The following is a 23,667-nucleotide window of genomic DNA, read 5'->3' on the forward strand; positions in this document are numbered from 1 at the left end:
CGCGCATGGACGCTCTGGCTGCGCGAGCGCGCAAGAGCGTTCGGGCGTTGACCGCGCGCGGGAACAAGAACGCGCGGGGAGGTCAGGGCGCTCAAGCGTGGCGGGTCGGGCGGGGGCATGAGGGGGCACAGCCACGCAAGAGTGCGGGGGCACGCACGGCCGCTCGCGGAGACCAGACCGGGCGCGGAGACCAGACCGGGCGGGGAGACCAGACCGGGCGGGGAGACCAGACCGGGCGGGGAGGTCAGGGTGTTCGGGGGTGGCGGGTCGGGTGGGGGCACGTCGGGGGGCGGAGTCAGGTGGGTGGGTCGTTGGGGGGTCAGGTGGGTGGGTCGTTGGGGGGTCGGGTGCGGGAGGGGGCTTCTTCGGTACGGCTGCGCGCCACTCTGGCCGCCACCCTGGTAGTTGCGCTGGCTTTGGGGGTGACGGCGCTGGTGTTGGCGCAGTCGATGCGCGGCACTCTGGTGGCCAGCGCCGATGCTGACGCCGCACGGCGGGCTGTTGGGGCGGTGCCCGCTCTGCAGGCGTCGGCGGCGCAGCTTGATGCGCAGAAGGACGAGTCGGGGGCACAGCTCGACACCTGGCAGGCCGGTCCGGTGATGCCGCTGTACACGCAGAGGGCCGATTCGGTGACGCGGCTTGATGCGCCGACGGCTGACCTGGCGTCGCAGCTCGATGCGCAGAAGGGTGAGAAGGTCAGCGTTGCCGACCGTACGCAGCCGTTTCAGACTGTCGTCGATCCGGACGTGATGCTCAGCGCGGACGGTAAGAGCTTCTCCACTGCCTGGGAGCAGGTGGATGGGTTCCGGGTGGTTGGGATGGCGGTGACTACGGAGGCGGGGCCCGGGATGGTGCTCGCGCGTTCGTCGCTGGCTCCTACCGAGCAGGCGCTCAACACGCTCAACAGTGTGCTGCTGCCCGGGGTGCCCGCGCTGCTGCTGGTGGTGGCGGTGATGACGTGGCTGTCGGTGGGGCGGGCGCTGCGGCCGGTGGCGGCGATCCGGGCCAAGGTCGCGGACATCACCGCACGTGATCTGCACCAGCGGGTTCCGGTGCCGAGTTCGGGGGACGAGATCGCGGCCCTGGCCACCACGGTCAACGGCACGCTGGACCGGCTGGAGACGGCGGTCGACCGGCACAAGAGCTTCGTCGCCGACGCCGCGCACGAGTTGCGCAGTCCGATCGCGACCCTGCGGGCGAGGCTGGAGCTGGCCGAGCCGAGCGAGCTGACCGCCGAGGCCCTCGCCGACGTCGAACGCCTCCAGTCACTGGCCGGTGACCTCCTCCTGCTGGCCCGGCTGGACGCGGGCGAACCGCTCCAGGCGGCCGACGTTGACCTGGGCCAGATCGCCGCCGAGGAGGCGGTGCGGGTCGAACGGCGTCCCGAGGTGGAGCTGAAGCTGGACGTGCAGCCGGACGTGGTGATCGAGGGTGTACGCGGGCACGTCGGCCGGCTCGTGACCAATCTGGCGAGCAATGCGGTACGGCATGCCGCCTCGACCGTCGTGGTCCGGGTCCGCAGCGAGGGTACGACGGCCGTGCTGGAGGTCGACGACGACGGGCCGGGGATTCCGGAGGGGCAGCGGGAGGCGGTGTTCGGCCGGTTCACCAGGCTCGACGAGGCCAGGGCGCGTGACGCCGGTGGCGCGGGACTGGGCCTGCCGATCGCCAGGGACATCGCGACGCTCCACGGCGGCACCGTCCACGCGGTCTCCGGGGGATTTGTCGCCCGTTTCCCCATGAACCACTACGCCGATGCGGTACGTGTGGACGGTTGAAGGAGGCAATCATGCTCACACGCCGTGCCTTAGTCACCCGCAGCGCCCTCACGGGCGCCGCGATCGTGTTCCTCTGGCCAAGCCGAGCCGACGCGAACGCCACAGACCGGGCCGACGCAGACGCCACAGACCGGGCCGACGCGGACGCCACAGACCGGGCCGACGCGGACGCCGCAGGCCAGGCCGACGACGGTTCCGGTTCACGTCAGGCCGGAACGGACGCGGAGTCCGCCAAGCCGGTCCTCGCCCTCACGAAGAACATTCGTGTCGGCGGCGGAAGGATCATCAAAGGCAAGTACGTGATCACCCAGCCCAGGAAGAACGTCTTCAGGTGCTTCAGCGCCAAGTGCACCCACCAGGGCTGCACGCTGGCCAGCGTCAGCCGTGGCACGATCAACTGCCCGTGCCACGGCAGCAAGTTCAACATCTCAACCGGCGCGGTCGTCCAGGGCCCCGCCAAACGAGCACTGCCCCGCAAGAAGATCAAGGTAGCCGGCGGCAAGATCAGGCTGGCGTGAGCATTCTGGTGTAGGTGGTGGTGCGCTGCACCACGGCGAACCCGGAGCGCTCGTAGACCCCGAGCGCTCCGGTCCCGTTGTCGGCGTCGACGCTGAGGCCGGCCCTGCCGTACCCAAGACTCTTGAGTTCGGTGAGGGCGTGGGAGATGAGCGCGCTCGCCACGCCCCGGCCGCGCCACGGCGCGAGGGTGCCGATGATCTGGATCCATGCCTCGCGCACGCCGGTCACGGCGGTGTCGGCGGCGAAGTAGTGGGTGATCAGGATGCCGATGACCTGGTCGCCGTCGAGGGCGAGGAAGGAGCCTTCGGGGACGAACGCGCGGGTGCTGGTGATCTTCTCTTTCCAGCTTGCCGGAGTGTGCGGGGTGGTGCCCCAGTGGCCGCTGAAAGCCTCGTTGCGGACGTTCAGGGCGCCGGCGTCACGTGAGGGGGTCCAGGTGACGAGGCGCAGGCCGGCGACGGGCGGGCGGGGCTCGATCTCGGTGGCCAGGTCGCGCTCCATCTGGAAGAACCAGCGCGCCTGGGCGAAGCCCCTGCTCTCGAAGAGCTTGGCCGCCCAGACCTGTGTGTCGCGCGAGTGGACCTGGAGTTCGAGCGGTTTGCCGGGGTACGCGCGCTCGTGCAGGAGCGGCGCGGCCTCGATCGCCCAGTCGAGGATGCGCGTGCCCAGGCCGGTACGGCGGTGCTCGGGGTGGACGCCGGCCCACAGCCCCATCCGGTGCACCTCGGGGGCCGCCTGCCTGATCGGGAGGTAGGCGAAGGCCACGAGCCGGTCGCCGTCCCTGGCCGCGAGCGTGCCCTCGGCCAAGTCGACCAGCGGGCTGGTGAGGCTCTCCGTGAGGTCCTCCGCGCCGTAGTTCTCGCCGTCCTGGTCGACGACCTGGATCGCGGCGGTGAGCTCGGCCCACCGCTCGGCGTCGTCCTTGCGCAGCGGCCCCCACGTGATGCTCATGGAGCGGCAGCCTAAGCCAGCCTGGTCGAACACCCCAAACGATTTCCTAGCTGGACAAGCCGCTCGGCAAAGCCCTTCCGGGTGGACTCCTTGAAACCGACGAAGAAGCGGTTGGCGAGCGGTACGCCCCAGCGCATCCAGGTCGCCACGTTGAAGACGCGGTGGACCAGGAGCGAGCCCTGCGGGTGCGGCTCGACGCTCCATTCGCCCCGGTACCACCAGCCGCCCTGGAAGGCGATGGTCCGCCCGGCGACCTCGACGGTCGAGGTGTGGCCGGGGAAGTCCTCCACGGTGAACCGGCCCTCCTGATGGCCGTCGGGCAGCAGGCTGCGCGCCAGGTCGTCCCAGACCTTGGCGTCCGGCGCCTCGACCACGCCGGACATTTCGGTGATGAGCTTCTTCACGTTTTCCTCCTATTCGAGGGTCTTCTCCATCAGCTCGCGGGTGAGCGTCCCCTCCCAGGACAGCTCGCCCTTCTCCAGCCGCGCGATCAGGTCGTCCATCCAGGACAGCTCGGCCTGGCTCAGCGTCCGCTCGTAGTCGACCTCGATCATGAGCAGCTCGGGCAGGCCGCTGTCGCGCACGGCGGCGACGTGCCCGTCCATGGCGGTGATCTGCCCGCGGACCGACGCCGCCCTGGCCCGCAGCGCGTTCAGCGCCTCGGGCACGGGCAGGCAGCCGATCAGTGAGACCGCCGCGGTGAACGCGCGACGGTCGCCGCCGGCGCTCTGCAGGAGCGACCTGAGCCGGGTGGACAGCTCCTTGCGGCCTTCGTCGGTGATCTCGTAGACCGTCCGCTCGGGGCGGCGGCCCTCCTTGGTGGTCTCCACCGCGACGATCAGCTCGTCTCCGGCGAGCTTCTCGACCGCGTGGTAGAGGCTCCTCGGGAGCCCGGTCACGTAGTCCTTGTGCGTGTCGACGATGAAGCGGTGCAGCTCATACGGGTGGCTGGCGCGTACCGAGAGCATGGCCAGCACGGTCAGGCCCACCAGATCAGGACGACGCGCCATGTTGCCTCCTTCTATATTGCATTATGCACTATTGGGTGATGCCGCGCGAGAGCGCGTACCGGCTAGTCGAGTTGTTCGAAGGCGCGCTCGATCGCCTGGCGCGCCACGTCCTCCGGGTAGGGGAAGCGGCCGATCAGGTCGCGCAGGCCCTCGGCGTGGGCGCGGCTCGCCAGCGCGGCGACCTCGGCCAGTTCGTCCCGCTGGCCCTGCGCGAAGGCGCGGTCGACGACCGCGCCGTGGCCGGGCACGATCACGGGCTCCGGCAGGGCGGCCAGCATCGCCGACATCGTGGCCGGCCAGTCGAGCGGGTAGGAGTCGCCGAAGGCCGGCGGCGCGCCCTCCTCGACCAGGTCGCCCGCGAAGACCACCCCGGCGTCCGGCACGTGCAGCACGATGTCGTTGTCGGTGTGTCCCCGCCCGAAATACCGCAGATGTACGGCCCGCCCGCCGATGTCGAGCGTGGCCCGGTCGGTGAAGGTGTGGTCGGGCGCGACCAGGTCGATCTCCTCGATCTCCGCCCGGCGCTCCTCGGCCACGAAGCCCAGCACGCTCGCCCGCTGCGCCTCGCCGCCCGACCGGATCTCCTCCGCGCATCCGGCGTGCCCCCAGATCTCCGCGGGCAGGAACATCGCGTTGCCGAAGAAGTGGTCCCAGTGGGCGTGGCTGTTGACGACGGTCCACGGGTCCGGCGTGATCCGGCGGACGGCGGCGATCAGGTCCGTGGCCTCCCGGTGGGACATGCGGGTGTCGAACACCAGGCAGTGCCCGTCGCCGACGACCAGGCCCACGTTGAGGTCGACGGACTCGTGCCTGCGTACGAAGACGCGGTCGCCGACCTCCTGCCACGGCTCGTTCACGCGCCGGTCCCGAAGGTCAGCTCCGGCCGTTCCCAGGTGATCCTCGGCGGCTTCGGCGACGACGTGCCCACACGTTGTGCGCCCATGCGCAGGTAGAAGGCCTCGGCGGGCGGGTGGGAGATCACCCGGACCCGGGTCAGCCCGGCCCCGCGGGCCTGCTCCAGCATGTGCTCGATCAGGCGGCGGCCCAGACCCGTGCCCTGGGAGTGGTCGGCGACGAACAGCAGGTCCAGCTCGTCCTCGACCAGGGCGTAGAAGCCGAGATGGGCGTCGGTGGTGAAGACCAGGTGGGCGGCGACGTAGCCGGCGGTGACCTGGTAGCCCTCCAGGATCGTGGAGTACTCGCCGTGGTAGGCGCTGGAGGCGTGCATGAGCGCGGTGAGCGCCCCGGCGTCGCGGGGCTCGGCGCGGCGGATCGTTTCAGACATGGTCTGGCCTATGTTGTCGAACATGAGCTTTGGCTTCCAAGTGAGCATCGACGCGGCCGATCCGCACGCGCAGGCCGACTGGTGGGCGGACGCGCTCGGCTGGGAGGTGGAGCCCCAGGACGCGGACTTCATCCGCGACATGGTCTCCAAGGGGTTCGCCGCCGAGGACCAGACCATCGTGTACGACGGGCAGCTGCGCTGGCGGGAGGGCGTGGCCATCAGGAGCGAGGGGCATCCGAGGGTGCTCTTCCAGCTCGTGCCCGAGGCCAAGACCGTCAAGAACCGGGTCCACTTCGACGTCCAGGTCGGTCAGGACAACGTCGAGGCCGAGGTCGAACGGCTGACCGCCAGGGGCGCGACCTTCTCGCACCGGGGGCAGCAGGGACCGCACTCCTGGGTGACGATGACCGACCCCGAGGGCAACGAGTTCTGCGTCACCCGGTGAGGTAGGCCAGCACGGCCAGCACGCGGCGGTGACCGTCCTGCGTGGGCGGCAGGTCGAGCTTGGCGAAGATGCCCGCGATGTGCTTGGCGACGGCCGCCTCGGTGACCACGAGTTCCCTGGCGATGGCGGCGTTGGCCCGGCCCTCGGCGATCAGCGACAGCACCTCGCGCTCGCGCGGGGTGAGGCGGGAGATCGGGTCGCGGCGGCGGCTGAGCAGTTGCCGCACCACCTCGGGGTCCACGACGGTGGCCCCGGCGGCGACCCGGTCGAGGGCGTCGGCGAACTCCTTCACGTCGCCGACCCGGTCCTTGAGCAGGTAGCCGACGCCGGTGCCGGTCTCCAGGAGCTCGGCGGCGTAGGTCTGCTCGACGTACTGGCTGAGCACGAGCACGGGCAGGCCGTCGCGCCGCAGTTCCAGGGCGGCGCGCAGGCCCTCGTCGGCGAACCCCGGCGGCATGCGCACGTCGGTGACCACGATGTCAGGGGCGTGCTCGCGGACCGCGGCGAGCAGGGCGTCCGCGTCGCCGACGGCGGCGGCGACCTGGTGGCCGAAGCGTTCGAGCAGGCTCACCAGGCCCTCGCGCAGGAGGACCGCGTCCTCGGCGATGACTACGCGCACGGGATCTCCGCTCTGATGGTGGTCGGGCCGCCCGGCGGGCTGGACAGGGTCAGTCTGCCGCCGACCACGTCGAGCCGGTCGGCCAGCCCGGTGAGGCCCGTTCCGGCCGCGGGGTCGGCGCCGCCGTGGCCGTCGTCGGTGACGGTGATCAACAAGCTTTCACGCGATTTTTCCACTTTTATCGTGATGTTGGTGGCGCTGCTGTGCTTGGTGGCGTTGGTGAGGGCTTCGCCGGCCACGTAGAAGGCGGCGATCTCCACGGGCGGCGGGAGCCGTACGTCCAGATCTGTCTCGATCGTCACGGGGACGGCCGAGCGCGCGGCCAGTTCGCCGAGGGCGGCGGCGAGGCCGCGGTCGGTCAGCACCTGGGAGTGCACGCCGCGGATCAGCTCCCGCAGCTCGGCCAGCACCTGCTTGGCCTCGCCGTGCGCCCGGTCGAGGGTACGCGCCAGCGGGGCCTCGTCAGGAACGTCCAGCCTGGCCAGCCCGAGCGTCATGGTCAGCGCGACCAGCCGCTGCTGAGCACCGTCGTGCAGGTCGCGCTCGATCCGCCGCCGCTCCACCTCGAAGGCGTCGACCAGCCGCGCCCGCGAGCGCCTGACCTCCTCCAGCTCAGCCCGCTCGGGCGCGAGCACCGCCCTGACCATCGCCGCGCGCGCCCCCGCCCAGGCCGTCAGCACGTACGCCCCCACGGGCACCAGCGCGATTCCCACGAACGAGGCGGCCACCGCGATCGCGCCCGCCGCCTCCGGCTGCACCACGGGCGAGAGCACCAGCAGCAGCGGCCCGCCCACCGCGACGCCGACGATCGCCAGGTCGATCCACCAGAACGCGACCAGCGTGAGCACGGCAAGCCCGATCTCCCGCCGCCGCTCCCGGGTGCCGGGCACCGGCGACAGGTCCACCAGCCGCATCCGCCACCGCTCGAAGCGCGCCACGAACGGCCCGAACGCCACCAGCGCGACGATCCCCGCGCCCACCGCGCCCCAGCCCGGCAACACCTCCGACAGCGCCGCCACCACCAGCGGCACCACGCAGAAGACCGCCCCGGCCAGCAGGTACGCCAGCGCCCGCCAGGGCCAGGACGAACGCAGGAACGGCAGCGGCCGGGAACCGAGCGCTTCGAGGGCGGAGGTGCTCACCCCGCCAAGGTAACCAGAGGGCGGAAACCTAAATTTAGGTCAATGACAAACTTGAGTCGGTCATGCCAAAATGGCGTCATGACCACAGGCCTCCGCGCGATGAAGAAGCAACAGACCAGGGAGAACATCTCCCAGCACGCCACCAGGCTCTTCCTGGAACGCGGCTACGACAAGGTGACGATCGCCGACGTCGCCACCGCCGCGCAGGTGGCCAAGATGACGGTGACCAACTACTTCCCCCGCAAGGAGGACCTGGCGCTCGACCTGGGCGACGCGTTCGTCTCCGGGCTGGCGCACACGGTCGCCGAGCGGCCCGCCGGCCAGTCGGCGCTGGCCGCGCTCCGTGCCGCCTTCCTGGCCGCGGTGGAGCACAAGGACCCGGTGATCGGCTTCGCGCCTCTGGAGTTCGCCCGGATGATCACCGACAGTCCGGCGCTGGTGGCCAGGCTCCGCGAGTTCCACGACGAGCGCGAGGCCGCCCTGGCAGCCCGGCTCGCGGCCGAGACCGAGCCCGGCTTCCTGCCCCGGCTCGCGGCGGCCGAGCTCGGGGCGGCGCACCGGCTGCTGTTCGACGAGACGCTGGCGCGGGTGCTCGACGGCCAGGACCACGACGTGATCGCCGCCGCGCTGGCAGAGGCCGGGCGCATGACGTTCGACCTGCTGGAGCCCTCCCTGGGGACCTATGCGGTTGCCGCGGATGCGTAGCCGGGACGAGCTCGCCGCCGACTACGCCGCGTTCCAGGCCCGGGGGCGGCGGGCGCTGCTCGACGGCGAGGCCACCCACGACCTACCCTTCACCGAAGGCGGCCCGCGCTGGGGCATGACCACGATTCTGCGCCCGACCGGGCCCGCGCTGGACCACCTGGAGTCGCTGGCCAGAGCGGCGGGCGCGGCCGCCGGCCCCGGCCAGTGGACTCACGACCGCGGCGTCCTGCACTTCACCCTGCGTTCGCTGGAGCCGTACCGGCGGGTGATCCCCGCCGCCGACCCGGCCCTGCTGACCTACGCCGCCGCCCTGCGCTCGGCGGCCCGTGGGCTGCCGCCGGTGCGGATGCGGATCGAGGGCGTCAGCCCGCACGCCGGTGGCGTCCTCGCCTTCGGTTACCCGGAGGACGACACGATCTGGACCCTCCAGCGCAGGTACGCCGAGGCGCTGGGGGCACGCGGGGCGTTCGAGTCGTGGTCCAGGGAGCGCTGGTACATCAGCCTGGTCCACTTCGCCGCGCCACTGGCCGACCCCAAGACGGTGGTCACCTGGTGCGACGACCACGCGGGCGAGGCGCCGGGCATCACCGAGATCCCCGCCGCCGACCTCGCCCACGCCTCCATCACCGGCCCTCGCGTCCGCCTCACCACCCTGAAACAGGTCATACTGGACAGGTGATGATCGCCTTAACCTGGGTGACCTTCGGTTTGGTGGCCGCCAACACCATCGTGGCCGCGTACGTCATCTTCTTCGACCGTTTCCCGCCCTGGACACCCTGGCTGCGCAGGCACCGCTTCAACCGGATCAGCGGCTGGGGAAACCTGCTGATGTCGGCCGCACTGGCGCTGAACATCATCGCCGCGCACACCGAACGCTCCTATCCGATCACGGCGGCCGCTCTCCTGTGCCTGGTGGCCGCGGCGGTGCTCTGGTATGTGGGCGGGACTAGAAGCTCGTCCCCAGCAGGCGGGCCACCTCCGTACGGTCGTTGACGCCGAGCTTGTCGTAGACCGCCTGCAGGTGGTTGGCGGCGGTGCGCATGGACAGGGTGAGGCGGTCGGCGATCTGGCGGTTGGTCAGCCCGGCCGCGGCGAGCTGGACGATCTCCCGCTGACGCGGGGTCAGGTCCGGGGTGGCGAGTTCGACCAGGGCGGGGGTCGTGACGCCCGGACAGCGGCGGGCCAGGGCCCAGGCGCGGGTCTGGGCGCCCTTGGCGGCGGTGCCGCGGCCCATCCGGCGGTAGGCGGCGGCCTCCTGTGCCGTCGCCTCGGCCGCGTACAACACCATGCCGAGCGACTCGAACTCGGCCGCCACCGCGCGCAGGCCGGGCGGGTCGTCGCGGGCGGCGGCGTGGGCGTGACGGGCGCAGATCTGCGCGAAGGGACCCTCCACCCGGCCGGCCAGCTCGTCCAGCTGTGTGGTCACCAGGTCGGCGGCGCCCATTCTGACCACGTCGTGCAGGGCGAGCATCCGGTAGCCGAGGTAAGGGCAGTCGGCGGCCATCGACAGCGCCGTCCGCACGGCTCCGTCGAGGTCGCCGTCGGCGGCGGCCAGCCAGGCCTTGGCCAGCAGCACGGGCTGGAGCGTGTAGTCCCAGCATCCGGCCAGCTCTTCGGCTTCGGTCAGGGCCTTTCCGGCGGTTTCCAGGTCGCCCAGGAGGGCCGCCGAGTGGGCCAGTTCGGCCAGGCACCTGCCCAGGTACGGCGAGCGGGCGCGCAGCCGTACGACATCCTCGCGGCACCAGCGCACCGCGGCGGCCACGTCGCCGCGCAGGCGGCAGACCTGCGCGCGGTAGGCGCCGAATCCGCCGACGGACAGGTCGGGCGCGGCCAGTTCGGTGCCCTGGACGGCGACGCGGGCGGCGTCGGCGAGTTCCCCGGCGAACAGGTGGGCCGCGCACCGCGCGTCGAGCATGACCGGCAGCGCGTGCGGGGCGCGGTCGCGCCAGGCGTCCGCGTCGGCCATGGCACGTTCCACGACGGTCACGCAGCGGGCGCTGCGGCCGGAGTGGGCGTTCACCCAGGACTCCAGCGCGGCCAGGTGCCCGCTGGGCGGGGTGCCGGGGGTGAGGTCGCGGGCGCGGATGAGCGTGCGCTCGGCGGCGTCGAGGTGACCGGTGAAGAAGTCGACGACGCCGCGGTGGACGAGCAGTTCCTGACGCCAGGCCGGGTCGGACAGCGTGTCGGCGGCGCCTTCGAAGACACGTCCCGCCTCGTGGGTGTCGCCGGACCAGAGCATGTTGACGCCGAGCGCGAGCGCGTGCTGGGCACGTTCGGCGTCGGTCGCGCCGGGCCCGCCCTGACGGCGCAGCACCTCCTGCGCGCCGCCGGTGTCGCCGAGGATCGTCAGCACCTGCCCGAGCAGCGCGACCGCCTCGATGCCCGCGCCCGCCTCGACCGCGGCCCGGCCGAGCCGGGCGGCCAGGTGCGGGTCCTGGCGCCCCCACGCCAGGTGCGCGGCGACCAGGAGCATGCGCGGGTCGGCGGGCGAGCCGCTGTCGAGCCGCCACACGGCCGCGCGCAGCATGTCGTCGCGCCCGCGCATCCCGCTGGCCTCCAGCGACTCCGCCAGCGTGCGCAGCCGCCGCCGGGCCCTGAGCGTACGGCAGCGCCCGCGCACCACCTCGCCATAGAGCGGATGCCCGAGCCGCATGCCGGGTCCGTCGGCGACGATGAGACCACGGTCCTCCACACGTTCGACCGCGCCCGCCGAGGCCATCGTGACCAGCAGGTCGGTGCCGAGCGGTTCGCCGAACGCCACGAGCTCCAGCACCTCGCGCTCGTCCGGGTCGAGGTGCCCGATCCGATCGCTGACCAGCTCGCGCAGCCGGGTGGTCATCGACAGCCCGCCGCGCCAGCGCCACTGGCCGCCCTGCTCGGACAGGCAGCCGAGGTCGCGCCCGGCGTGGACGAGCTCGCGCAGGTAGAGCATGTTGCCCTCGCTCACCCTGGCCAGGTGGCGTACGGTCTCGGCCGCCACGTCGCCGCGCAGCGCAGCGGACAGCGCCTGGCCGACCTCGTCGCGGGTCAGCGGCGCCAGCTCGATCCTGGTGACCAGCTCCTCCTTCCAGAGGGCGGCCACCGGCTCGGGCACCGGCTCGCCGGTCCGCACGGTGACCAGCAGGGACGCCTCGCCGCGCGTGGCCAGGTAGTGCAGCAGCGCGGCGGAGGCGGCGTCCAGCCGGTGCGCGTCGTCCACGGTGACCAGCAGCGGCGCCCGCCCCGCCCGGGTCCTCAGATGCCGGGCCGCCCAGCCCAGCAGGTTCTCGCCGCCGTCCGGCGGTCCGCCCAGCACGTGCGCGAACGCCCCGAACGGGATCATCGCCGCGGTCTCCGTGCCCAGGGCCCGTACCACGCAGTAGTCCGTCAGGCTCGCCGCCGCCTCGGCCGCCAGCCTGCTCTTGCCCACCCCGGCCTCGCCCGCGATCATCGCTCCCGTGCAGGATCGCAGCGCCCGGTGAACGGCGGCCAGCGGGCCCTGCCGTCCGATGAATGGCCATCGATTGCTCATCGCAGCCCCTCCTCCCGGATCTCATCGTCGGGATCCAGGTTTGCGGGAGGTTCAGGTCTTCAGTCCCGCCGCCGTCAGCAGGAGATCCACCACCGCGTCGGTCCCGCTGAACGGCACCGGTTCGCCGCCCACCTCCTCGAGCAGCCCGCGGAGCTGACCTCCGGACTGCTCGGGTTCTACCAGGCGCACGATGACCGTCCTCATGCCCGCACGATCCACCGGCGCGGTTCAGGTCTGGTTCAGGTGGGGAACGGCGCGGGCTCGACTTCCAGCTCGCGCATGCGCTCGGTGTAGACGTGGTAGCGGCGGCGCGCGTCGCCGCGCCGTCCCGCCTGGTCGAGGGAGCGGATGAGCCCCAGGTGGGCGCGCTCGTCGTAGCCGTCGCGCTCCAGCAGCCGCAGCCAGTAGCGGGCCGCCTCGTGGTGGCGTCCCTCCTCCGCCCGCGCGCCGGCCAGCCGCGCCGCCGCCTGCACGTAGGCGAGCCTGGCCTGCTCGCGCAGGCCCACGGCCCAGTCGGCGTAAGGGTCCTCCTCGCAGAACTCCCCGCCGTAGGCGGCCTCGGCCGCCTTCCACCGCGCCAGCGCCTCACCGCCGCGCCCGGCCTGCTCCAGCCGTACGGCCGCGCCGACCAGCCCCAGGAACCGCTCGATGTCCACGTCGGCGTGGTCCAGGTCGAGCCGGAGCGCGCCCTCGTCGGAGACCACGATCTCCACCTCGTGCGCCGGGTCGAGCACCGCGCGCAGGGTGGAGACCATCACGTTGAGCCGTTTGAGCCCGACCGCCTCGTCCTCCTGCTCCGGCCAGAGGATCTCGACCAGGCGCTCCCTGCTGATCGCCCGGCCTCTCCTGCTGACCAGGATTTTCAGCAGGTCACGGGCCTTGCGGGACTGCCATGCCGTACGCGGGACCGGGAAGGAGCCGCGCAGCACGCGGAAGGCGCCCATCGTCTCGACCGTCACCCGCGCGCCCGAGTCGGGGGTGACGCGCGCCAACAGCGCGTCGATGCGGTCGTCGAGCATGCGGCAGCCGATCGCGTGCATGCGCTCAGCCACCTGCCCGGCCACCTCGGCGCCGACGGCGGGGTCGGCGAGCGCCGCTCTGACCAGCTCGGCCCTGGCGCGTCCGACGGGGTCGCCGAGCGTGCTCCAGATGCGTACGGCGTCGTCGGCGCGGTCGTGGTCCTTGTCCAGTTCGGCCCGGAGTTCGGCGATGCTGGCCAGGCCGGTGTGGTGGCGGCGTTCGGCGGCGATGGGCTCCGCCTCGTCCAGGAGCTTCCTGGCGGCCTCCGCGCGGCCGGCGACGACGGCGACGCGGGCGGCGGCGACCCGGGCGCTCACCGCGGCCATGCCCTCGGTGTGCTTGAGCGCCTCGGCGGCCAGGCGGGCGGCCTCGTCGGGGTCCTCGGCGGCCAGGAGCTCGGCCAGCTCGGTGAGCGTGTTGCCGAGGGCCTGGGCGTCGCGCGAGCGCCCGGCCTCCACCTGGACCCGGCGGTAGGTGGCCGCGGCCGCGGCGCGCTCGCCGCGCAGCGTCTGGACCCTGGCCAGCTGGAGCAGGCCGTAGCCGATGCGCGAGCCCATGGCCTCCCAGCGCGCCACGGCGTCGGCGGCGTCCACGGCGGCCTCTTCGAGCCGGCCGAGCCCGATGAGCGCCTTGGCCCGGTTGGAGACGGTCAGCGCGGCCCACGGCGCGAACGCCACCAGGTCGGACAGCCGACCGGCGATCTCCACGTCGGCCAGGGCGGCGTGGTAGTCGGCCTCGTCGATGTGGCGTGATGCCCGGTTGGCCCGGATGCGGATGAGCTGGAGGATGTCGCCGGCGCGCTCGGCGTACTCCAGCGCCCGCAGATAGTAGGCGTCGTTGGCGCGGCGGTCGCCGTCGAGCGCGGCGACCATGGCGATCACCGTGGTGGCGGCGGCCAGCGCGCCCGGGTCGCCCAGCAGCGCGGCGGCGTCGAGCGCGCGCTCGGCCATCTCCGCGCAGGCCGCCCGGTCGCCGCGCAACCACAGCACCGAGGCGGCCGAGGCGGTGCAGATCGCCGCGTCGGCCGCCGGCGAGCCGTGCTCGGCGCCGCGCAGGTACATGGCCATGGCGGTGTCGAGGTCGCCGCGCAGGTGGTCGATGAAGCCGAGGCGCCGGGCCACGAAGGCGTCGAAGGCGGGGCTGTCGGCCGCTCTGGCGAGGAGCTCGTGGGCGCGGCGCCAGTCGCCGCGGTTCTGCTCGGCGATCCCGGCCAGCCTCAGCATGGCCGGGCTCTCCCGCCGGTTCTCGGGCAGCAGCGCCAGCCCGGCCAGGACGTCGTCGCCGCGCTCGGCCAGCCGGAGTCCGTGCGCGGCCAGCAGCGACGCGGCCAGCTCGGGGTGCCCGGTGGCGACGGCGGCGCGCAGCGCCTGCTCGGGCTGGTCGTGCTCGACGTACCAGCGGGCGGCCACCTCGGCCGTGTCGTGGGACTCGTGCCGGTCGAGCGGCGCGTGCCTGGCCAGCACGTGCCGGCTGGTGGCGGTCAGCCGGTGGCCGCCCTGCGCCGCCTCCAGGAAGAGCCCGCGGCCGGTCAGCGAGGTCAGCGTGTCGGGCGGCACGCCGAGCGTGGCGGCCAGGTCGGCGGTGAGCACCGGCAGGACCGTCGCCGCCCGCAGCAGCTCGCGCATCTGGGCGGGCAGGTCGCGCAGCGCGTCGAGGGTGAGGCGTTCGAGCATGTCGGAGGTGGCGGCCAGGCCGGAGGCCATCGCGGGCCAGCGCGCCGGCTCGGCGCGGGCCATGGCGTCGAGCGCGGCCCGCACGGCGGCGGGCCAGCCGCCGCTGGCCGCGTGCAGGGCGGGGGCGATGGCGGCGCCGGACGGGCCGAGCCGGTCGCGGGCCCAGTCGGCGCACTCCCCGACGCTCAGGGCGAGGTCGGTCGCGTCGAAGGTGAGCACTTCGAGGTCCTGGCGCAGCCGCGCGGTCGGGAACGGCAGCGGCGCCCTGGACGCGGTCACGATGTGCAGGTGCCGGGGCGCGGCGCGCACCAGCGTCTCCACGAACCGCACCGGGCCCGGCGCGCCGGCGATCACGTCGAGGCCGTCGAAGACCACGACCAGGCCGCGCCGCAACCGTAACCGCAGGGCCTCGGCCAGCGCGCTGGCCAGCGCCGCCGCCCTGGCGGGTTCGTCGGCGTCGGGGCCGAGCGGCGCGTCGGCGGCGGCGGGAAGTTCGGCCGGCAGGTCGGGCACGCGCGTGGCCAGCTCCGCGATCACCGCGGCGGAGAACGGCGCGAGCTCACGGTCGCCCGGGTCGAAGCGGTGCAGCACGCCGCCGACGGCCTGGCTCCAGCCGGCCAGCGCGATCGACTTGCCATAGCCGGTGGCCGCGACGAGCGTGGTCAGCCTGTGCGTCAGCGCACCGTCGAGCCGCCGGTCGAGGGCTGGACGGGGCCGCACCCAGCCGCGTTCCACCCCCGCATGTTACGCCCCGTTTCGCGGGCGACTCCAGAGTTCGGAAACTGCCACCTCCCGGTAACGCTCGGAGAGGAGCACTATGGTCAGGTACCTCTTTCCGAGGAGGGCGCCGTGGATCAAGACCTGCCCGGCGGAGCGCGCGTGATCGTCGGCGTGGACGAGTCGCCGGCCGCGCGCTTGGCGCTGGCCTGGGCCATCGGCACCGCACGACTACGCCGCATGCCGCTGGTCGCCGTGCACGTGAGCCGGGCGCCGATCCATCCCTTCCCCGAGGCGCTGCCGCTGCAGCACGCGGCCAGGGCCGGAGAGGAAGCTCGAAGTACGGAGGTGGTAGCCGACGCCTTCGACGAGGTGTGCGGTGGTGTGCCCACCGACATCGTGACCGCGGTCATCGGCCGGATGGGCGACCCCGGCTACCACCTGGTCGACCTGGCCGGCGAATGCGACCTGCTGGTGCTCGGCCGCAGCAGGCGCGGCCTGCTCAGCCGGGTGCTGCTGCCCTCGACCAGCATGTACTGCGCCCGCCACGCGCGGGCCACGGTGGTGATCGTGCGTGAGCCCGCGCCGCCCGACGAGCCGGAGGTCTCGGGCGAACGCGGGCACCGGCGATTCTGGAGCCGCTGAACCCACCCTCGGGCGATTTATCAGTACTCTGAGCGATTTGTCAGGAGCTTGGGCGATTTGTCAGGAGGAGAAGGGCTTTCTCCAGACGTTCCTGGCGGGCCTCCGGCGTCAGCGCCTGGAGCACCGGCAGCATGGCCAGGTAACGCCCGGTCCTGTCGAGCCGCTCGAACGCCTCCTTGGCGGCCGGGTCCGCCTCCAGCGCCGCAGCCAGGTCGGGCGGCACCGTGGCCGTCTTCTGCGACTCGTACGCGGCCGCCCACCTGCCGTCCTCCTGCGCCCTGCGCACCTCGGCCAGACCGGGCTCGCGCATCCGGCCCGCGGCCGCCAGCATGGCGACCTTGTCCACGTTCACCTGCGACCAGAGGCTCCTGGCCCGGCGCGGCACGTACTTCTGCAGGTAATAGCTGTCGTCCAGCGAACGGCGCAGCCCGGAGACCCAGCCGAAGCAGAGCCCGATGTCGACGAGCTCGTCCTCGGTCACGGTCGGGATGCCCGACTTCTTCTTGGCCACCTTGACCCACACGCCTTCCTGCCGCGTGTGGTGCCCGGCCAGCCAGCCCTCGAAGGCCGCGCCGTCGGCGAAGGCGAGGATCTCCACGCCGTCGAGCTCATCCATGCGGGTCAGGCTAGCGCTAGCACTTCTTGACGCCCGGGAAGGGGTCACTCGGGGTGTAGAGGGTACTGGCCGGCACCCAGCCGTAGCGGCCGGTGTCGTCGCCCTGGGTGTAGTACCAGACGTTGTTGCCGCCGCTGTGCTTCTCGCCCCTGATGTAGCACTTGAACCAGCTCGGGTTGGAGCGGAGCGTGTCCACCCTCTTGGGCCAGGTCTGCTGGTTGTCCGGGTCGCCCCAGCTGGTCTTGTTGTAGATCGGCCTGGGCGCGTAGTTGCCGCACTTCAGGCTGCCGTCCCCCTGGGCGTAGCAGGGCGGGTTCTGGGCCTGGGCGGCCGCGCCGATCCCGACCGTCACCCCGGCCGCCGCCACCACTGCCATGACCGCTGTACGCACTCGCATGCTCAGCTCCCCTCGTGTGTGAGTCACCGGAGACGCTAGGCGAGAGGGTTATCGATTCGCTTTAGAGCCGTTATCAGCAGGCGGATGCCCTCGGGGATGGCGGTTCTGGAGATGCCGCCGTAGCCCAGGACCACGCCGTGGCCGGGGGCGCCTTCCGCGTAGTAGGAGGCGAGGGACTCGACGGCCAACGACGGCGCCGGCCGTACACGCAAGGTGGGGTCGAGGCGGGCGCAGACGTGCAGGCCCGCGGCGGACGGGACCAGCTGGAAGCGGCTGTCGGCGGCGAGCAGGGCGGTGATCCGCGCGTGCCGGGCCGCGTACTCCTTGGTGGCCTTCCTGATGTGCCTGGCCAGCAGGCCCTCGTCGATGAAGCGGGCCAGCGCGGCCTGCGCGAACGGGTCACCGTGCCAGTCGGTGAGCTGCTTGGCGGCGCGCAGGGCCGTGCGCAGGGAGGCGGGCGCGACCAGGAAGCCCAGCCGCAGCGTCGGCAGCAACGTCTTGGAGAAGGAGCCGACGTAGACGACCCGGCCGGCGCCGTCGAGGCTCTGCAGGGGCTCCAGCGGACGTTCGCCGAAGCGGAACTCGCTGTCGTAGTCGTCCTCGATGATCACCGCGTTGCGGTGCCGTGCCCACTCCAGCAACGCGGTACGGCGGGCCAGCGACATCGGCACACCCAGCGGAAACTGGTGCGACGGCGTCACGTAGACCACCCGTGCGGCCTTGGGCAGGGCGGACACGTCCAGGCCCTGCTCGTCCACCGGCACCCCGGCCACCCGGGCGCCGAGCGAGCGGAAGAGCTGACGGGCCGGCGGGTAGCCGGGCTCCTCGACGGCCACGCACGCCCCGGGCTCGATCAGCACCCGGCCGATCAGGTCGAGCGCCTGCTGGGCGCCCTGGGTGACGATCACGTCGTCGGCGCCGGCGCGTACCGACCGGCTGATGCCCACGTGCCGCGCGATCGCCTCCTTGAGCGAGCCGTCCCCCGCCGGGTCGATGTAGCCGGCCGAGCCCACCCGCAGCTCCCGTGCCAGCAGCCGCCGCCAGCTCGCGATCGGGAACAGCTTCGGGTCCGGCAGCCCGACCGTGAAGTCGTGCAGCGCCCGGCCGCGCGGCGGCATCAGCGGCTCGGCCGTGCGCCAGAACGCCCTCGGCTGCACCACACCTCTCGGCGCCGCCCTTTCCCTGACCGGTTCCCCCGTCACGAACGTGCCCGCTCCGGCCCGGCCGGTCAGGAAGCCGTCTGCCACCAGCCGGTCGTAGGCCACGGCGACGGTGTTGCGCGAGACGTCGAGGCGCCTGGCCAGCTCGCGGGTGGGCGGCAGCCGTTCGCCCGGTCTGAGGCGGCCGTCGAGGATCGCGTCGAGCAATTGCCGGTATATTCGCGCGGCCAGGTCGCCGCGGCCTTCGAGGCTGACGTGGAAGTCCACTCTTCACCCTACTTTTCGGCCGGGTGGACCTAGCTCCACCCTGGCGTGCATCTGAGTGCATTCCTGGGGCCGTGCCGTACTTCTAGCGTCATCGATATGAATGTCACGCGTCGAGGTTTCATCGGTGGCACGGCCGCCGTGGGCGGCACGGCGATGCTGGCGGACAGCGCGTACGGCGCCGCCGGCGACCACCCGGCCATCGGTCCGGTGATCGTCAAGCGTAGCGACCCCCGCTACGACGACCTGGCCGAGCGCCGCACCAACCAGCGCTTCCGCCACGAGCCCGAGTACTTCCACCTGGCCGGCTCCACCGAGCAGGTCGTGGCCGCGGTCAACCAGGCGGTACGCGCCGGCCGCCGCGTCACGGTCCGCAGCGGCGGCCACTGCTACGAGAACTTCGTCGGCGACGGCGCGCAGGTGGTGATCGACCTGTGCGAGATGAAGGAGGTCACCTACGACGAGAAACGGCGGGCCTTCCTGGTCGAGGCGGGTGCGACGCTCATGCAGGCGTACCGGACCCTCTACTTCGGCTGGGGCGTCACTCTTCCCGGCGGCCAATGCGGGGGCGTGGCCGCCGGGGGCCACATCGCCGGCGGCGGGTACGGCCCACTGTCGCGCCGGTTCGGTCTCACCGTCGACTACCTGCACGCCGTCGAGGTGGTCGTCGTCGACGCCTCCGGCCGCGCCCGCGCGGTGGTGGCCACCAGAAACCCGTCCGACCCCAACCACGACCTGTGGTGGGCCCACACCGGCGGAGGCGGCGGCAACTTCGGGATCGTCACCCGCTACTGGCTGCGCGACCCGGCGGCCCGCGGCGACGACCCGGCCAAGCTGCTGCCGAAGCCGCCCGCGAAGGTCGTCTCCGGCGTGGCCGTCTGGTCCTGGGCGGGCATGACCAAGGAGTCCTTCCGCCGGCTCCTGAGCAACCACGGAACCTGGCATGAGCGCAACAGCTCCCCCGACTCCCCCTACGCCGGGATGTGGGGCTCGCTGATCATCCCCGGCCGCAAGTCCGGCGACGACCCGGGCGGCATGATCCTGCCCACCCAGATCGCCGGGGACGTGCCCGGCGCCGAGCGCCTGCTGCGCGACTTCTTCGCCGCCATCGGTGAGGGCGTCACCCCCGAGGCCTTCGTCCCGCCGGTCCTGCACCAGCCCTGGTTCCAGGCGGTCCGCGACCTCTCACTCGGCGCCGAGCAGGAGTCGGGCCGCTACAAGGCCAAGTCCGCCCACCTCCGCAAGCGGTTCACCGACGCGCAGGCCGACGTCGCCTACGACCACCTCACCGCCTCCGGCCCGGTGGCCGACGGCGGAATGCTCTGGCTCCTGTCGTACGGCGGGCGGATCAACACCGTCGCCCCCACAGCCACGGCCACCCACGAACGCTCGTCCATCCTGAAGGTCATCCACCTGGCCGGATGGGCCCCCGAACAGGACGGCAAGGCCCACCTGGAGTGGGTACGCAGCCTGCACAGCAAGACGTTCGCGCAGACCGGAGGCGTACCGGTGCCCGGCGGCAACTGCGGCGGCGCCTACATCAACTACCCCGACACCGACCACGCGGACCCGCGCTGGAACACCTCGGGCGTCCCCTGGTCCACCCTCTACTACGGGGCGAACTACGTCCGCCTCCAGCGGGTCAAGGCCCGCTGGGACCCCCGCGGCGTCTTCCACCACGGCCTGTCCGTGCGCGCCTGACGACGCTGTGCCCCGGGAGCGGCTGGCGTGGGCACGTTCCCGGGGCGATGGTGGTCTCCGCGTCCACCCGGGGGGCGCCATTCCCGTCGGGCAGGCCGGAGGCCGCGTCCCTGTTCTTTCAGGACGACTTTTCTCGATAAAGGCTTTTGTGTCATGAACGATCACCAAGATAGCCGGACGATTTCCGGATGCGCCAATGTATTTATCCGACCCTTCACTGCACCCTTCCCCCTAAAAGGTAGGCTTTGGGGGGTTGAGTGGACACTGTCCTGAACTGGACAAACGCCCGCTCATTGCTTTGATGGTGAGAGTGGCCCTTCTGAGAAGATCGCTTGCCGCTTTCGCCCTAACCGGCCTCGCCAGCGCCCTCTACCAGAGCTGGCGCTCACATCAGGATCGACTCCGGCACCCGCCGCCAGGACGCCTCGTGGACGTCGGCGGACGCATGATCCACATGCTGGAGGCCGGTCGCGGCTCCCCCACCGTGGTGATCGTCCCGGCGCTCGGGACGACCTCGATCGAGTACGCCCCCCTCCTGCCCGTCCTCGGCCAGGAATCCTCCGCCGTGGTCTTCGACCGCGCCGGCATGGGATGGAGCGACCCCGTCAGGTCGCCGCTCGCCATGCTGGACGCCGCCGCCGACCTGCGAAAAGCCCTCGCCCTGTCCGGGTACGGCCCGCCGTACGTGCTGGTGGGGCACTCGATGGGCGGCTACGTCGTCCGCCTGTTCGCCGCCGCCCACCCCGGCGAGGTGTCCGGAGTCGTGCTCGTGGACTCCAGCCACCACGACCAGGCCCGCCGCTACCCGGGCTACCACCTCACCACGATCAGGCGCGCCCTCACCGAGCGCATCACCCCGTACGGCCTGCGCCGCCTCGCCATCGAACTCGGCCTCCTCGACAGCCCCGGTCACCTGGAGCTCGGCGACCACCAGCGCCTGACCACGTGGTGGGAGCAGACCCTGCGCGCCCAGATCGGCACCGAGACCGGCCGCCGCGCCCCCACCCTGGGCGACATCCCGCTGACGGTGGTGACGTGCAGCGAGTACAACGAGGACAACAGGACGCCCGAGCAGGTCGCCAGCTTCAGCCGCCACTACCGCATCTGGTTCCCGATGCAGCGGGAGCTGACCGGCCTGTCGACCAGCAGCAGGCACATCGTGGCCGAGAACGCCGGGCATTACGTGCACCGCGCCCGCCCGGACGTGGTCACCAAGGCGATCCTCGAGCACGTGAAAGGCGCCGGCCCCCTGTGAGGTCGGGGCCGGCGCCTAGAACTGAGAATCTACTTGAAGGCCTTCAGCCGCAGGCTGTTGGACACCACGAAAACGCTGGAGAAGGCCATCGCCGCACCCGCGATCATGGGGTTGAGCAGGCCCAGCGCGGCCAGGGGCAGCGCCGCCACGTTGTAGGCGAACGCCCAGAACAGGTTGCCCTTGATGGTCTTCAGCGTCCTGCGTGACAGGCGGATCGCGTCGGCCGCCACCCGCAGGTCGCCGCGGACGAGGGTCAGGTCGCTGGCCTCGATGGCGGCGTCGGTGCCGGTGCCCATCGACAGCCCGAGGTCGGCCTGGGCGAGCGCGGCGGCGTCGTTGACGCCGTCGCCGACCATCGCCACGACCTTGCCCTCCTGCTGCAGCCTCTTGACCACGTCGACCTTGTCGGCCGGCAGCACCTCGGCGATGACCTGGTCGATGCCGACCTCGGCGGCGACGGTGGCCGCGACGGCCTGGTTGTCGCCGGTGAGCAGCACCGGGGTCAGGCCCAGCGCGCGCAGCCGCTCGATCGCCTCCTTGCTGGTCGGCTTCACGACGTCGGCCACGACGAGGACCGCGCGGGCCTTGCCGTCCCAGCCGACCGCGACGGCGGTACGGCCGGCGTTCTGCTCGGCCTCCAGTGCCTCGACCAGGTTCGCGGGCAGGTGCTGCGACCACTCCTCCAGCAGCCTCGGCCGCCCGACCAGGACCGCGTGCCCGTCGACGATGCCCTGCACGCCGAGGCCCTCGACGTTGGCGAAGTCCTCCACCGTGGCGTCCGACTGGGCGGCCTTGGCGACGGCCTGCGCGATCGGGTGCTCGGAGGCGTGCTCCAGCGCTCCGGCCAGCCTCAGGACCTCATCGCGGTCCTCGCCCTCGGCCAGGTGCACGTCCGTGAGCGTCATCCTGCCCTCGGTGACGGTGCCGGTCTTGTCCAGGACGATCGTGTCGATCTTCCGGGTGGACTCCAGCACCTCCGGGCCCTTGATCAGGATGCCCATCTGGGCGCCCCGGCCGGTGCCGACCAGCAGGGCCGTCGGCGTGGCCAGGCCCAGCGCGCACGGGCAGGCGATGATCAGGACCGCGACCGCCGCGGTGAAGGCGGCACCGGCGCCGTTGCCGGTGCCGAGCCAGTAGCCGAGCGTGCCCACGGCCAGCGCGATCACGATCGGGACGAAGACGCCCGAGATGCGGTCGGCCAGGCGCTGCACCGCGGCCTTGCCGGTCTGCGCGTCCTCGACGAGCTTGGCCATCTGCGACAGCTGCGTGTCGGCGCCGACCCGGGTGGCCCGCACGATCAGCCGGCCGCCGGCGTTGACGGTGGCGCCGGTGACGGGGTCGCCGGGCCGTACCTCCACCGGGACGGACTCGCCGGTCAGCATGGAGGCGTCTACCGCCGAGCTGCCTTCCTGGATCACGCCGTCGGTGGCGATCTTCTCGCCGGGCCGTACGACGAAGGTGTCGCCGACCGCGAGCTGGTCGGTGGGGATGCGGCGGCCGTCGGCGAGCTCCACGTCCTTGGCGCCGAGCTCCAGCAGCGCGCGCAGGGCGGCGCCCGCGCGGCGCTTGGAGCGCGACTCGAAGTAGCGGCCCGCCAGGATGAACGCGGTCACGCCCGCGGCGGCCTCAAGGTAGATGTTGCCCGAGCCGTCGGTGCGCTCGATCGAGAACTCGAACGGGTGCGTCATCCCCGGCACACCCGCGGTGCCGAGGAACAGCGCCCAGACCGACCAGAGGAACGCGGCGATCGTTCCGATGGAAACAAGCGTGTCCATGGTGGCGGCGCCGTGGCGCAGGTTGGTCCAGGCGGCCTTGTGGAACGGCCAGCCCGCGTAGACCACGACCGGCGCGGCCAGTGTCAGCGACAACCACTGCCAGTACTCGATCTGCAGCGCCGGGACCATCGCCATCGCGATCACCGGGATGCCGAGGACGAGCGAGGTGATGAGCCGGTTGCGCAGCGGCCTGAGCTCGTCGTCCTCTTCCTCGGCGGCGCCCGCCTCGGCCTTCTCGGCCTTCGGCAGCGCCGCGGTGTACCCGGCCGACTCGACCGTCGCGATCAGCTGCTCCGGGTCCAGACCTTCAGGAAAGGTGACCTTCGCCTTCTCCGTCGCGTAGTTGACCGTCGCGGTCACGCCGTCCATCTTGTTCAGCTTGCGCTCGATGCGGTTGGCGCAGGACGCGCAGGTCATGCCGCCGATAGATAGCTCGACGGCGCCCTGGGGCTGGTCGTCGGTGAGGGAGGACATCACCT

Annotated in this window: 23 protein-coding genes; 9 read left to right on the plus strand and 14 right to left on the minus strand. The window is 72.3% G+C overall.

From position 1 onward, the window contains the following. Nucleotides 1–347: 347 nt before the first annotated feature. Both HNR40_RS06745 and HNR40_RS06750 read left to right on the plus strand, forming a co-directional pair. On the plus strand, nt 348–1,778 hold the full coding sequence (locus HNR40_RS06745) for a sensor histidine kinase (protein WP_312896217.1): 1,431 nt from the start codon (nt 348–350) through the stop codon (nt 1,776–1,778). An 11-nt stretch (nt 1,779–1,789) separates the two neighbouring features. Next, nucleotides 1,790–2,296 carry a Rieske (2Fe-2S) protein gene (locus HNR40_RS06750; protein ID WP_184959039.1) on the plus strand — a complete coding sequence of 169 codons (507 nt, stop codon included), beginning with the start codon at nt 1,790–1,792 and terminating at the stop codon, nt 2,294–2,296. On the opposite strand, the gene HNR40_RS06755 is transcribed toward HNR40_RS06750, so the two are convergent. The 5 genes from HNR40_RS06755 to HNR40_RS06775 all read right to left on the minus strand — a co-directional run bounded on the left by HNR40_RS06755 (nt 2,283) and on the right by HNR40_RS06775 (nt 5,543). Continuing rightward, nucleotides 2,283–3,248, minus strand: coding sequence for a GNAT family N-acetyltransferase (locus tag HNR40_RS06755; protein WP_184959040.1), 966 nt, complete (start codon nt 3,246–3,248; stop codon nt 2,283–2,285). The genes HNR40_RS06750 and HNR40_RS06755 overlap by 14 nt on opposite strands. Before the next feature lie 11 nt (nt 3,249–3,259). Next, the gene (locus tag HNR40_RS06760) at nt 3,260–3,652 is read right to left on the minus strand and encodes a hypothetical protein (protein WP_184959041.1); all 393 of its coding nucleotides are present in this window, start codon (nt 3,650–3,652) and stop codon (nt 3,260–3,262) included. Between the two features lie 9 nt (nt 3,653–3,661). After that, a complete protein-coding gene (locus tag HNR40_RS06765) occupies nt 3,662–4,258 on the minus strand; it encodes a PadR family transcriptional regulator (RefSeq protein ID WP_184959042.1) in 597 nt (198 codons plus the stop codon). Between the two features lie 62 nt (nt 4,259–4,320). Beyond that, nucleotides 4,321–5,115, minus strand: coding sequence for an MBL fold metallo-hydrolase (locus tag HNR40_RS06770; protein WP_184959043.1), 795 nt, complete (start codon nt 5,113–5,115; stop codon nt 4,321–4,323). After that, nucleotides 5,112–5,543 (minus strand): GNAT family N-acetyltransferase, encoded by a 432-nt coding sequence (locus HNR40_RS06775; protein ID WP_184959044.1) that lies wholly within the window; start codon nt 5,541–5,543, stop codon nt 5,112–5,114. Before HNR40_RS06775 ends, HNR40_RS06770 begins: the two co-directional genes overlap by 4 nt. Nucleotides 5,544–5,565: 22 nt before the next feature. Here HNR40_RS06775 and HNR40_RS06780 point away from each other — a divergent pair, with 22 nt between their 5' ends. Beyond that, nucleotides 5,566–5,988: a VOC family protein gene (locus HNR40_RS06780; RefSeq protein ID WP_184959045.1), complete on the plus strand. Its 423-nt coding sequence runs from the start codon at nt 5,566–5,568 to the stop codon at nt 5,986–5,988. On the opposite strand, the gene HNR40_RS06785 is transcribed toward HNR40_RS06780, so the two are convergent. Both HNR40_RS06785 and HNR40_RS06790 read right to left on the minus strand, forming a co-directional pair. Then, nucleotides 5,978–6,607: a response regulator gene (locus HNR40_RS06785; RefSeq protein WP_184959046.1), complete on the minus strand. Its 630-nt coding sequence runs from the start codon at nt 6,605–6,607 to the stop codon at nt 5,978–5,980. The genes HNR40_RS06780 and HNR40_RS06785 overlap by 11 nt on opposite strands. After that, a complete protein-coding gene (locus HNR40_RS06790; protein ID WP_312896218.1) occupies nt 6,598–7,749 on the minus strand; it encodes a sensor histidine kinase in 1,152 nt (383 codons plus the stop codon). Before HNR40_RS06790 ends, HNR40_RS06785 begins: the two co-directional genes overlap by 10 nt. Nucleotides 7,750–7,827: 78 nt before the next feature. On the opposite strand from HNR40_RS06790, the gene HNR40_RS06795 reads away from it, so the two are divergent. From HNR40_RS06795 to HNR40_RS06805, 3 genes are read left to right on the plus strand one after another with little or no spacing between them, the layout of a single operon-like run. Beyond that, nucleotides 7,828–8,454 carry a TetR/AcrR family transcriptional regulator gene (locus HNR40_RS06795; protein WP_184959047.1) on the plus strand — a complete coding sequence of 209 codons (627 nt, stop codon included), beginning with the start codon at nt 7,828–7,830 and terminating at the stop codon, nt 8,452–8,454. Further along, nucleotides 8,447–9,133: a hypothetical protein gene (locus HNR40_RS06800; RefSeq protein WP_184959048.1), complete on the plus strand. Its 687-nt coding sequence runs from the start codon at nt 8,447–8,449 to the stop codon at nt 9,131–9,133. Before HNR40_RS06795 ends, HNR40_RS06800 begins: the two co-directional genes overlap by 8 nt. Further along, nucleotides 9,130–9,447, plus strand: a complete 318-nt coding sequence (locus tag HNR40_RS06805; RefSeq protein ID WP_184959049.1) for a hypothetical protein — start codon at nt 9,130–9,132, stop codon at nt 9,445–9,447. The genes HNR40_RS06800 and HNR40_RS06805 overlap by 4 nt, the downstream gene beginning before the upstream one ends. Here HNR40_RS06805 and HNR40_RS06810 read toward each other — a convergent pair. From HNR40_RS06810 to HNR40_RS57075, 3 genes are read right to left on the minus strand one after another with little or no spacing between them, the layout of a single operon-like run. After that, complete coding sequence (locus HNR40_RS06810) at nt 9,401–11,965, minus strand: LuxR C-terminal-related transcriptional regulator (protein WP_184959050.1); 2,565 nt, start codon at nt 11,963–11,965, stop codon at nt 9,401–9,403. The two genes, HNR40_RS06805 and HNR40_RS06810, sit on opposite strands and share 47 nt — an antisense overlap. Nucleotides 11,966–12,016: 51 nt before the next feature. Further along, on the minus strand, nt 12,017–12,169 hold the full coding sequence (locus tag HNR40_RS06815; RefSeq protein WP_184959051.1) for a hypothetical protein: 153 nt from the start codon (nt 12,167–12,169) through the stop codon (nt 12,017–12,019). A gap of 35 nt (nt 12,170–12,204) precedes the next feature. Continuing rightward, nucleotides 12,205–15,393 carry an ATP-binding protein gene (locus HNR40_RS57075; RefSeq protein ID WP_184959052.1) on the minus strand — a complete coding sequence of 1,063 codons (3,189 nt, stop codon included), beginning with the start codon at nt 15,391–15,393 and terminating at the stop codon, nt 12,205–12,207. A 114-nt stretch (nt 15,394–15,507) separates the two neighbouring features. Here HNR40_RS57075 and HNR40_RS06825 point away from each other — a divergent pair, with 114 nt between their 5' ends. Continuing rightward, nucleotides 15,508–16,020 carry a universal stress protein gene (locus HNR40_RS06825; RefSeq protein WP_184959053.1) on the plus strand — a complete coding sequence of 171 codons (513 nt, stop codon included), beginning with the start codon at nt 15,508–15,510 and terminating at the stop codon, nt 16,018–16,020. 40 nt (nt 16,021–16,060) lie between these two features. Here HNR40_RS06825 and HNR40_RS06830 read toward each other — a convergent pair whose 3' ends face one another. Genes HNR40_RS06830 through pdxR form a run of 3 tightly spaced genes read right to left on the minus strand, consistent with a single transcriptional unit; the run spans nt 16,061 to nt 18,460 of the window. After that, entirely contained in the window at nt 16,061–16,636 is a 576-nt protein-coding gene (locus HNR40_RS06830) for a YdeI/OmpD-associated family protein (protein ID WP_184959054.1), read from the minus strand. Nucleotides 16,637–16,652: 16 nt separating this feature from the next. After that, nucleotides 16,653–17,033, minus strand: a complete 381-nt coding sequence (locus HNR40_RS06835) for a hypothetical protein (protein ID WP_184959055.1) — start codon at nt 17,031–17,033, stop codon at nt 16,653–16,655. Nucleotides 17,034–17,068: 35 nt separating this feature from the next. Beyond that, nucleotides 17,069–18,460: a MocR-like pyridoxine biosynthesis transcription factor PdxR gene (gene pdxR, locus HNR40_RS06840; RefSeq protein WP_184959056.1), complete on the minus strand. Its 1,392-nt coding sequence runs from the start codon at nt 18,458–18,460 to the stop codon at nt 17,069–17,071. A 96-nt stretch (nt 18,461–18,556) separates the two neighbouring features. Between pdxR and HNR40_RS06845 the strand changes: the two genes are divergently transcribed. Then, entirely contained in the window at nt 18,557–20,158 is a 1,602-nt protein-coding gene (locus HNR40_RS06845; RefSeq protein ID WP_184959057.1) for an FAD-binding oxidoreductase, read from the plus strand. Nucleotides 20,159–20,585: 427 nt separating this feature from the next. Next, nucleotides 20,586–21,413: an alpha/beta fold hydrolase gene (locus HNR40_RS06850; RefSeq protein WP_184959058.1), complete on the plus strand. Its 828-nt coding sequence runs from the start codon at nt 20,586–20,588 to the stop codon at nt 21,411–21,413. Between the two features lie 29 nt (nt 21,414–21,442). On the opposite strand, the gene HNR40_RS06855 is transcribed toward HNR40_RS06850, so the two are convergent. Beyond that, nucleotides 21,443–23,662: a heavy metal translocating P-type ATPase gene (locus HNR40_RS06855; protein ID WP_184959059.1), complete on the minus strand. Its 2,220-nt coding sequence runs from the start codon at nt 23,660–23,662 to the stop codon at nt 21,443–21,445. Nucleotides 23,663–23,667: the final 5 nt, after the last annotated feature.

Origin of the sequence: Nonomuraea endophytica, assembly GCF_014203235.1 — a bacterium.
GTDB lineage: Bacteria > Actinomycetota > Actinomycetes > Streptosporangiales > Streptosporangiaceae > Nonomuraea > Nonomuraea endophytica.

What these genes read in the sequence shown, in the direction of transcription:
- HNR40_RS06750 (WP_184959039.1), top strand. Translation starts at nt 1,790, where the DNA reads ATGCTCACACGCCGTGCCTTAGTCACCCGCAGCGCCCTCACGGGCGCC.
- HNR40_RS06755 (WP_184959040.1), bottom strand. Translation starts at nt 3,248, where the DNA reads ATGAGCATCACGTGGGGGCCGCTGCGCAAGGACGACGCCGAGCGGTGG.
- HNR40_RS06765 (WP_184959042.1), bottom strand. Translation starts at nt 4,258, where the DNA reads ATGGCGCGTCGTCCTGATCTGGTGGGCCTGACCGTGCTGGCCATGCTC.
- HNR40_RS06775 (WP_184959044.1), bottom strand. Translation starts at nt 5,543, where the DNA reads ATGTCTGAAACGATCCGCCGCGCCGAGCCCCGCGACGCCGGGGCGCTC.
- HNR40_RS06780 (WP_184959045.1), top strand. Translation starts at nt 5,566, where the DNA reads ATGAGCTTTGGCTTCCAAGTGAGCATCGACGCGGCCGATCCGCACGCG.
- HNR40_RS06795 (WP_184959047.1), top strand. Translation starts at nt 7,828, where the DNA reads ATGACCACAGGCCTCCGCGCGATGAAGAAGCAACAGACCAGGGAGAAC.
- HNR40_RS06800 (WP_184959048.1), top strand. Translation starts at nt 8,447, where the DNA reads ATGCGTAGCCGGGACGAGCTCGCCGCCGACTACGCCGCGTTCCAGGCC.
- HNR40_RS06810 (WP_184959050.1), bottom strand. Translation starts at nt 11,965, where the DNA reads ATGAGCAATCGATGGCCATTCATCGGACGGCAGGGCCCGCTGGCCGCC.
- HNR40_RS06815 (WP_184959051.1), bottom strand. Translation starts at nt 12,169, where the DNA reads ATGAGGACGGTCATCGTGCGCCTGGTAGAACCCGAGCAGTCCGGAGGT.
- HNR40_RS06830 (WP_184959054.1), bottom strand. Translation starts at nt 16,636, where the DNA reads ATGGATGAGCTCGACGGCGTGGAGATCCTCGCCTTCGCCGACGGCGCG.
- HNR40_RS06835 (WP_184959055.1), bottom strand. Translation starts at nt 17,033, where the DNA reads ATGCGAGTGCGTACAGCGGTCATGGCAGTGGTGGCGGCGGCCGGGGTG.
- HNR40_RS06845 (WP_184959057.1), top strand. Translation starts at nt 18,557, where the DNA reads ATGAATGTCACGCGTCGAGGTTTCATCGGTGGCACGGCCGCCGTGGGC.
- HNR40_RS06855 (WP_184959059.1), bottom strand. Translation starts at nt 23,662, where the DNA reads ATGTCCTCCCTCACCGACGACCAGCCCCAGGGCGCCGTCGAGCTATCT.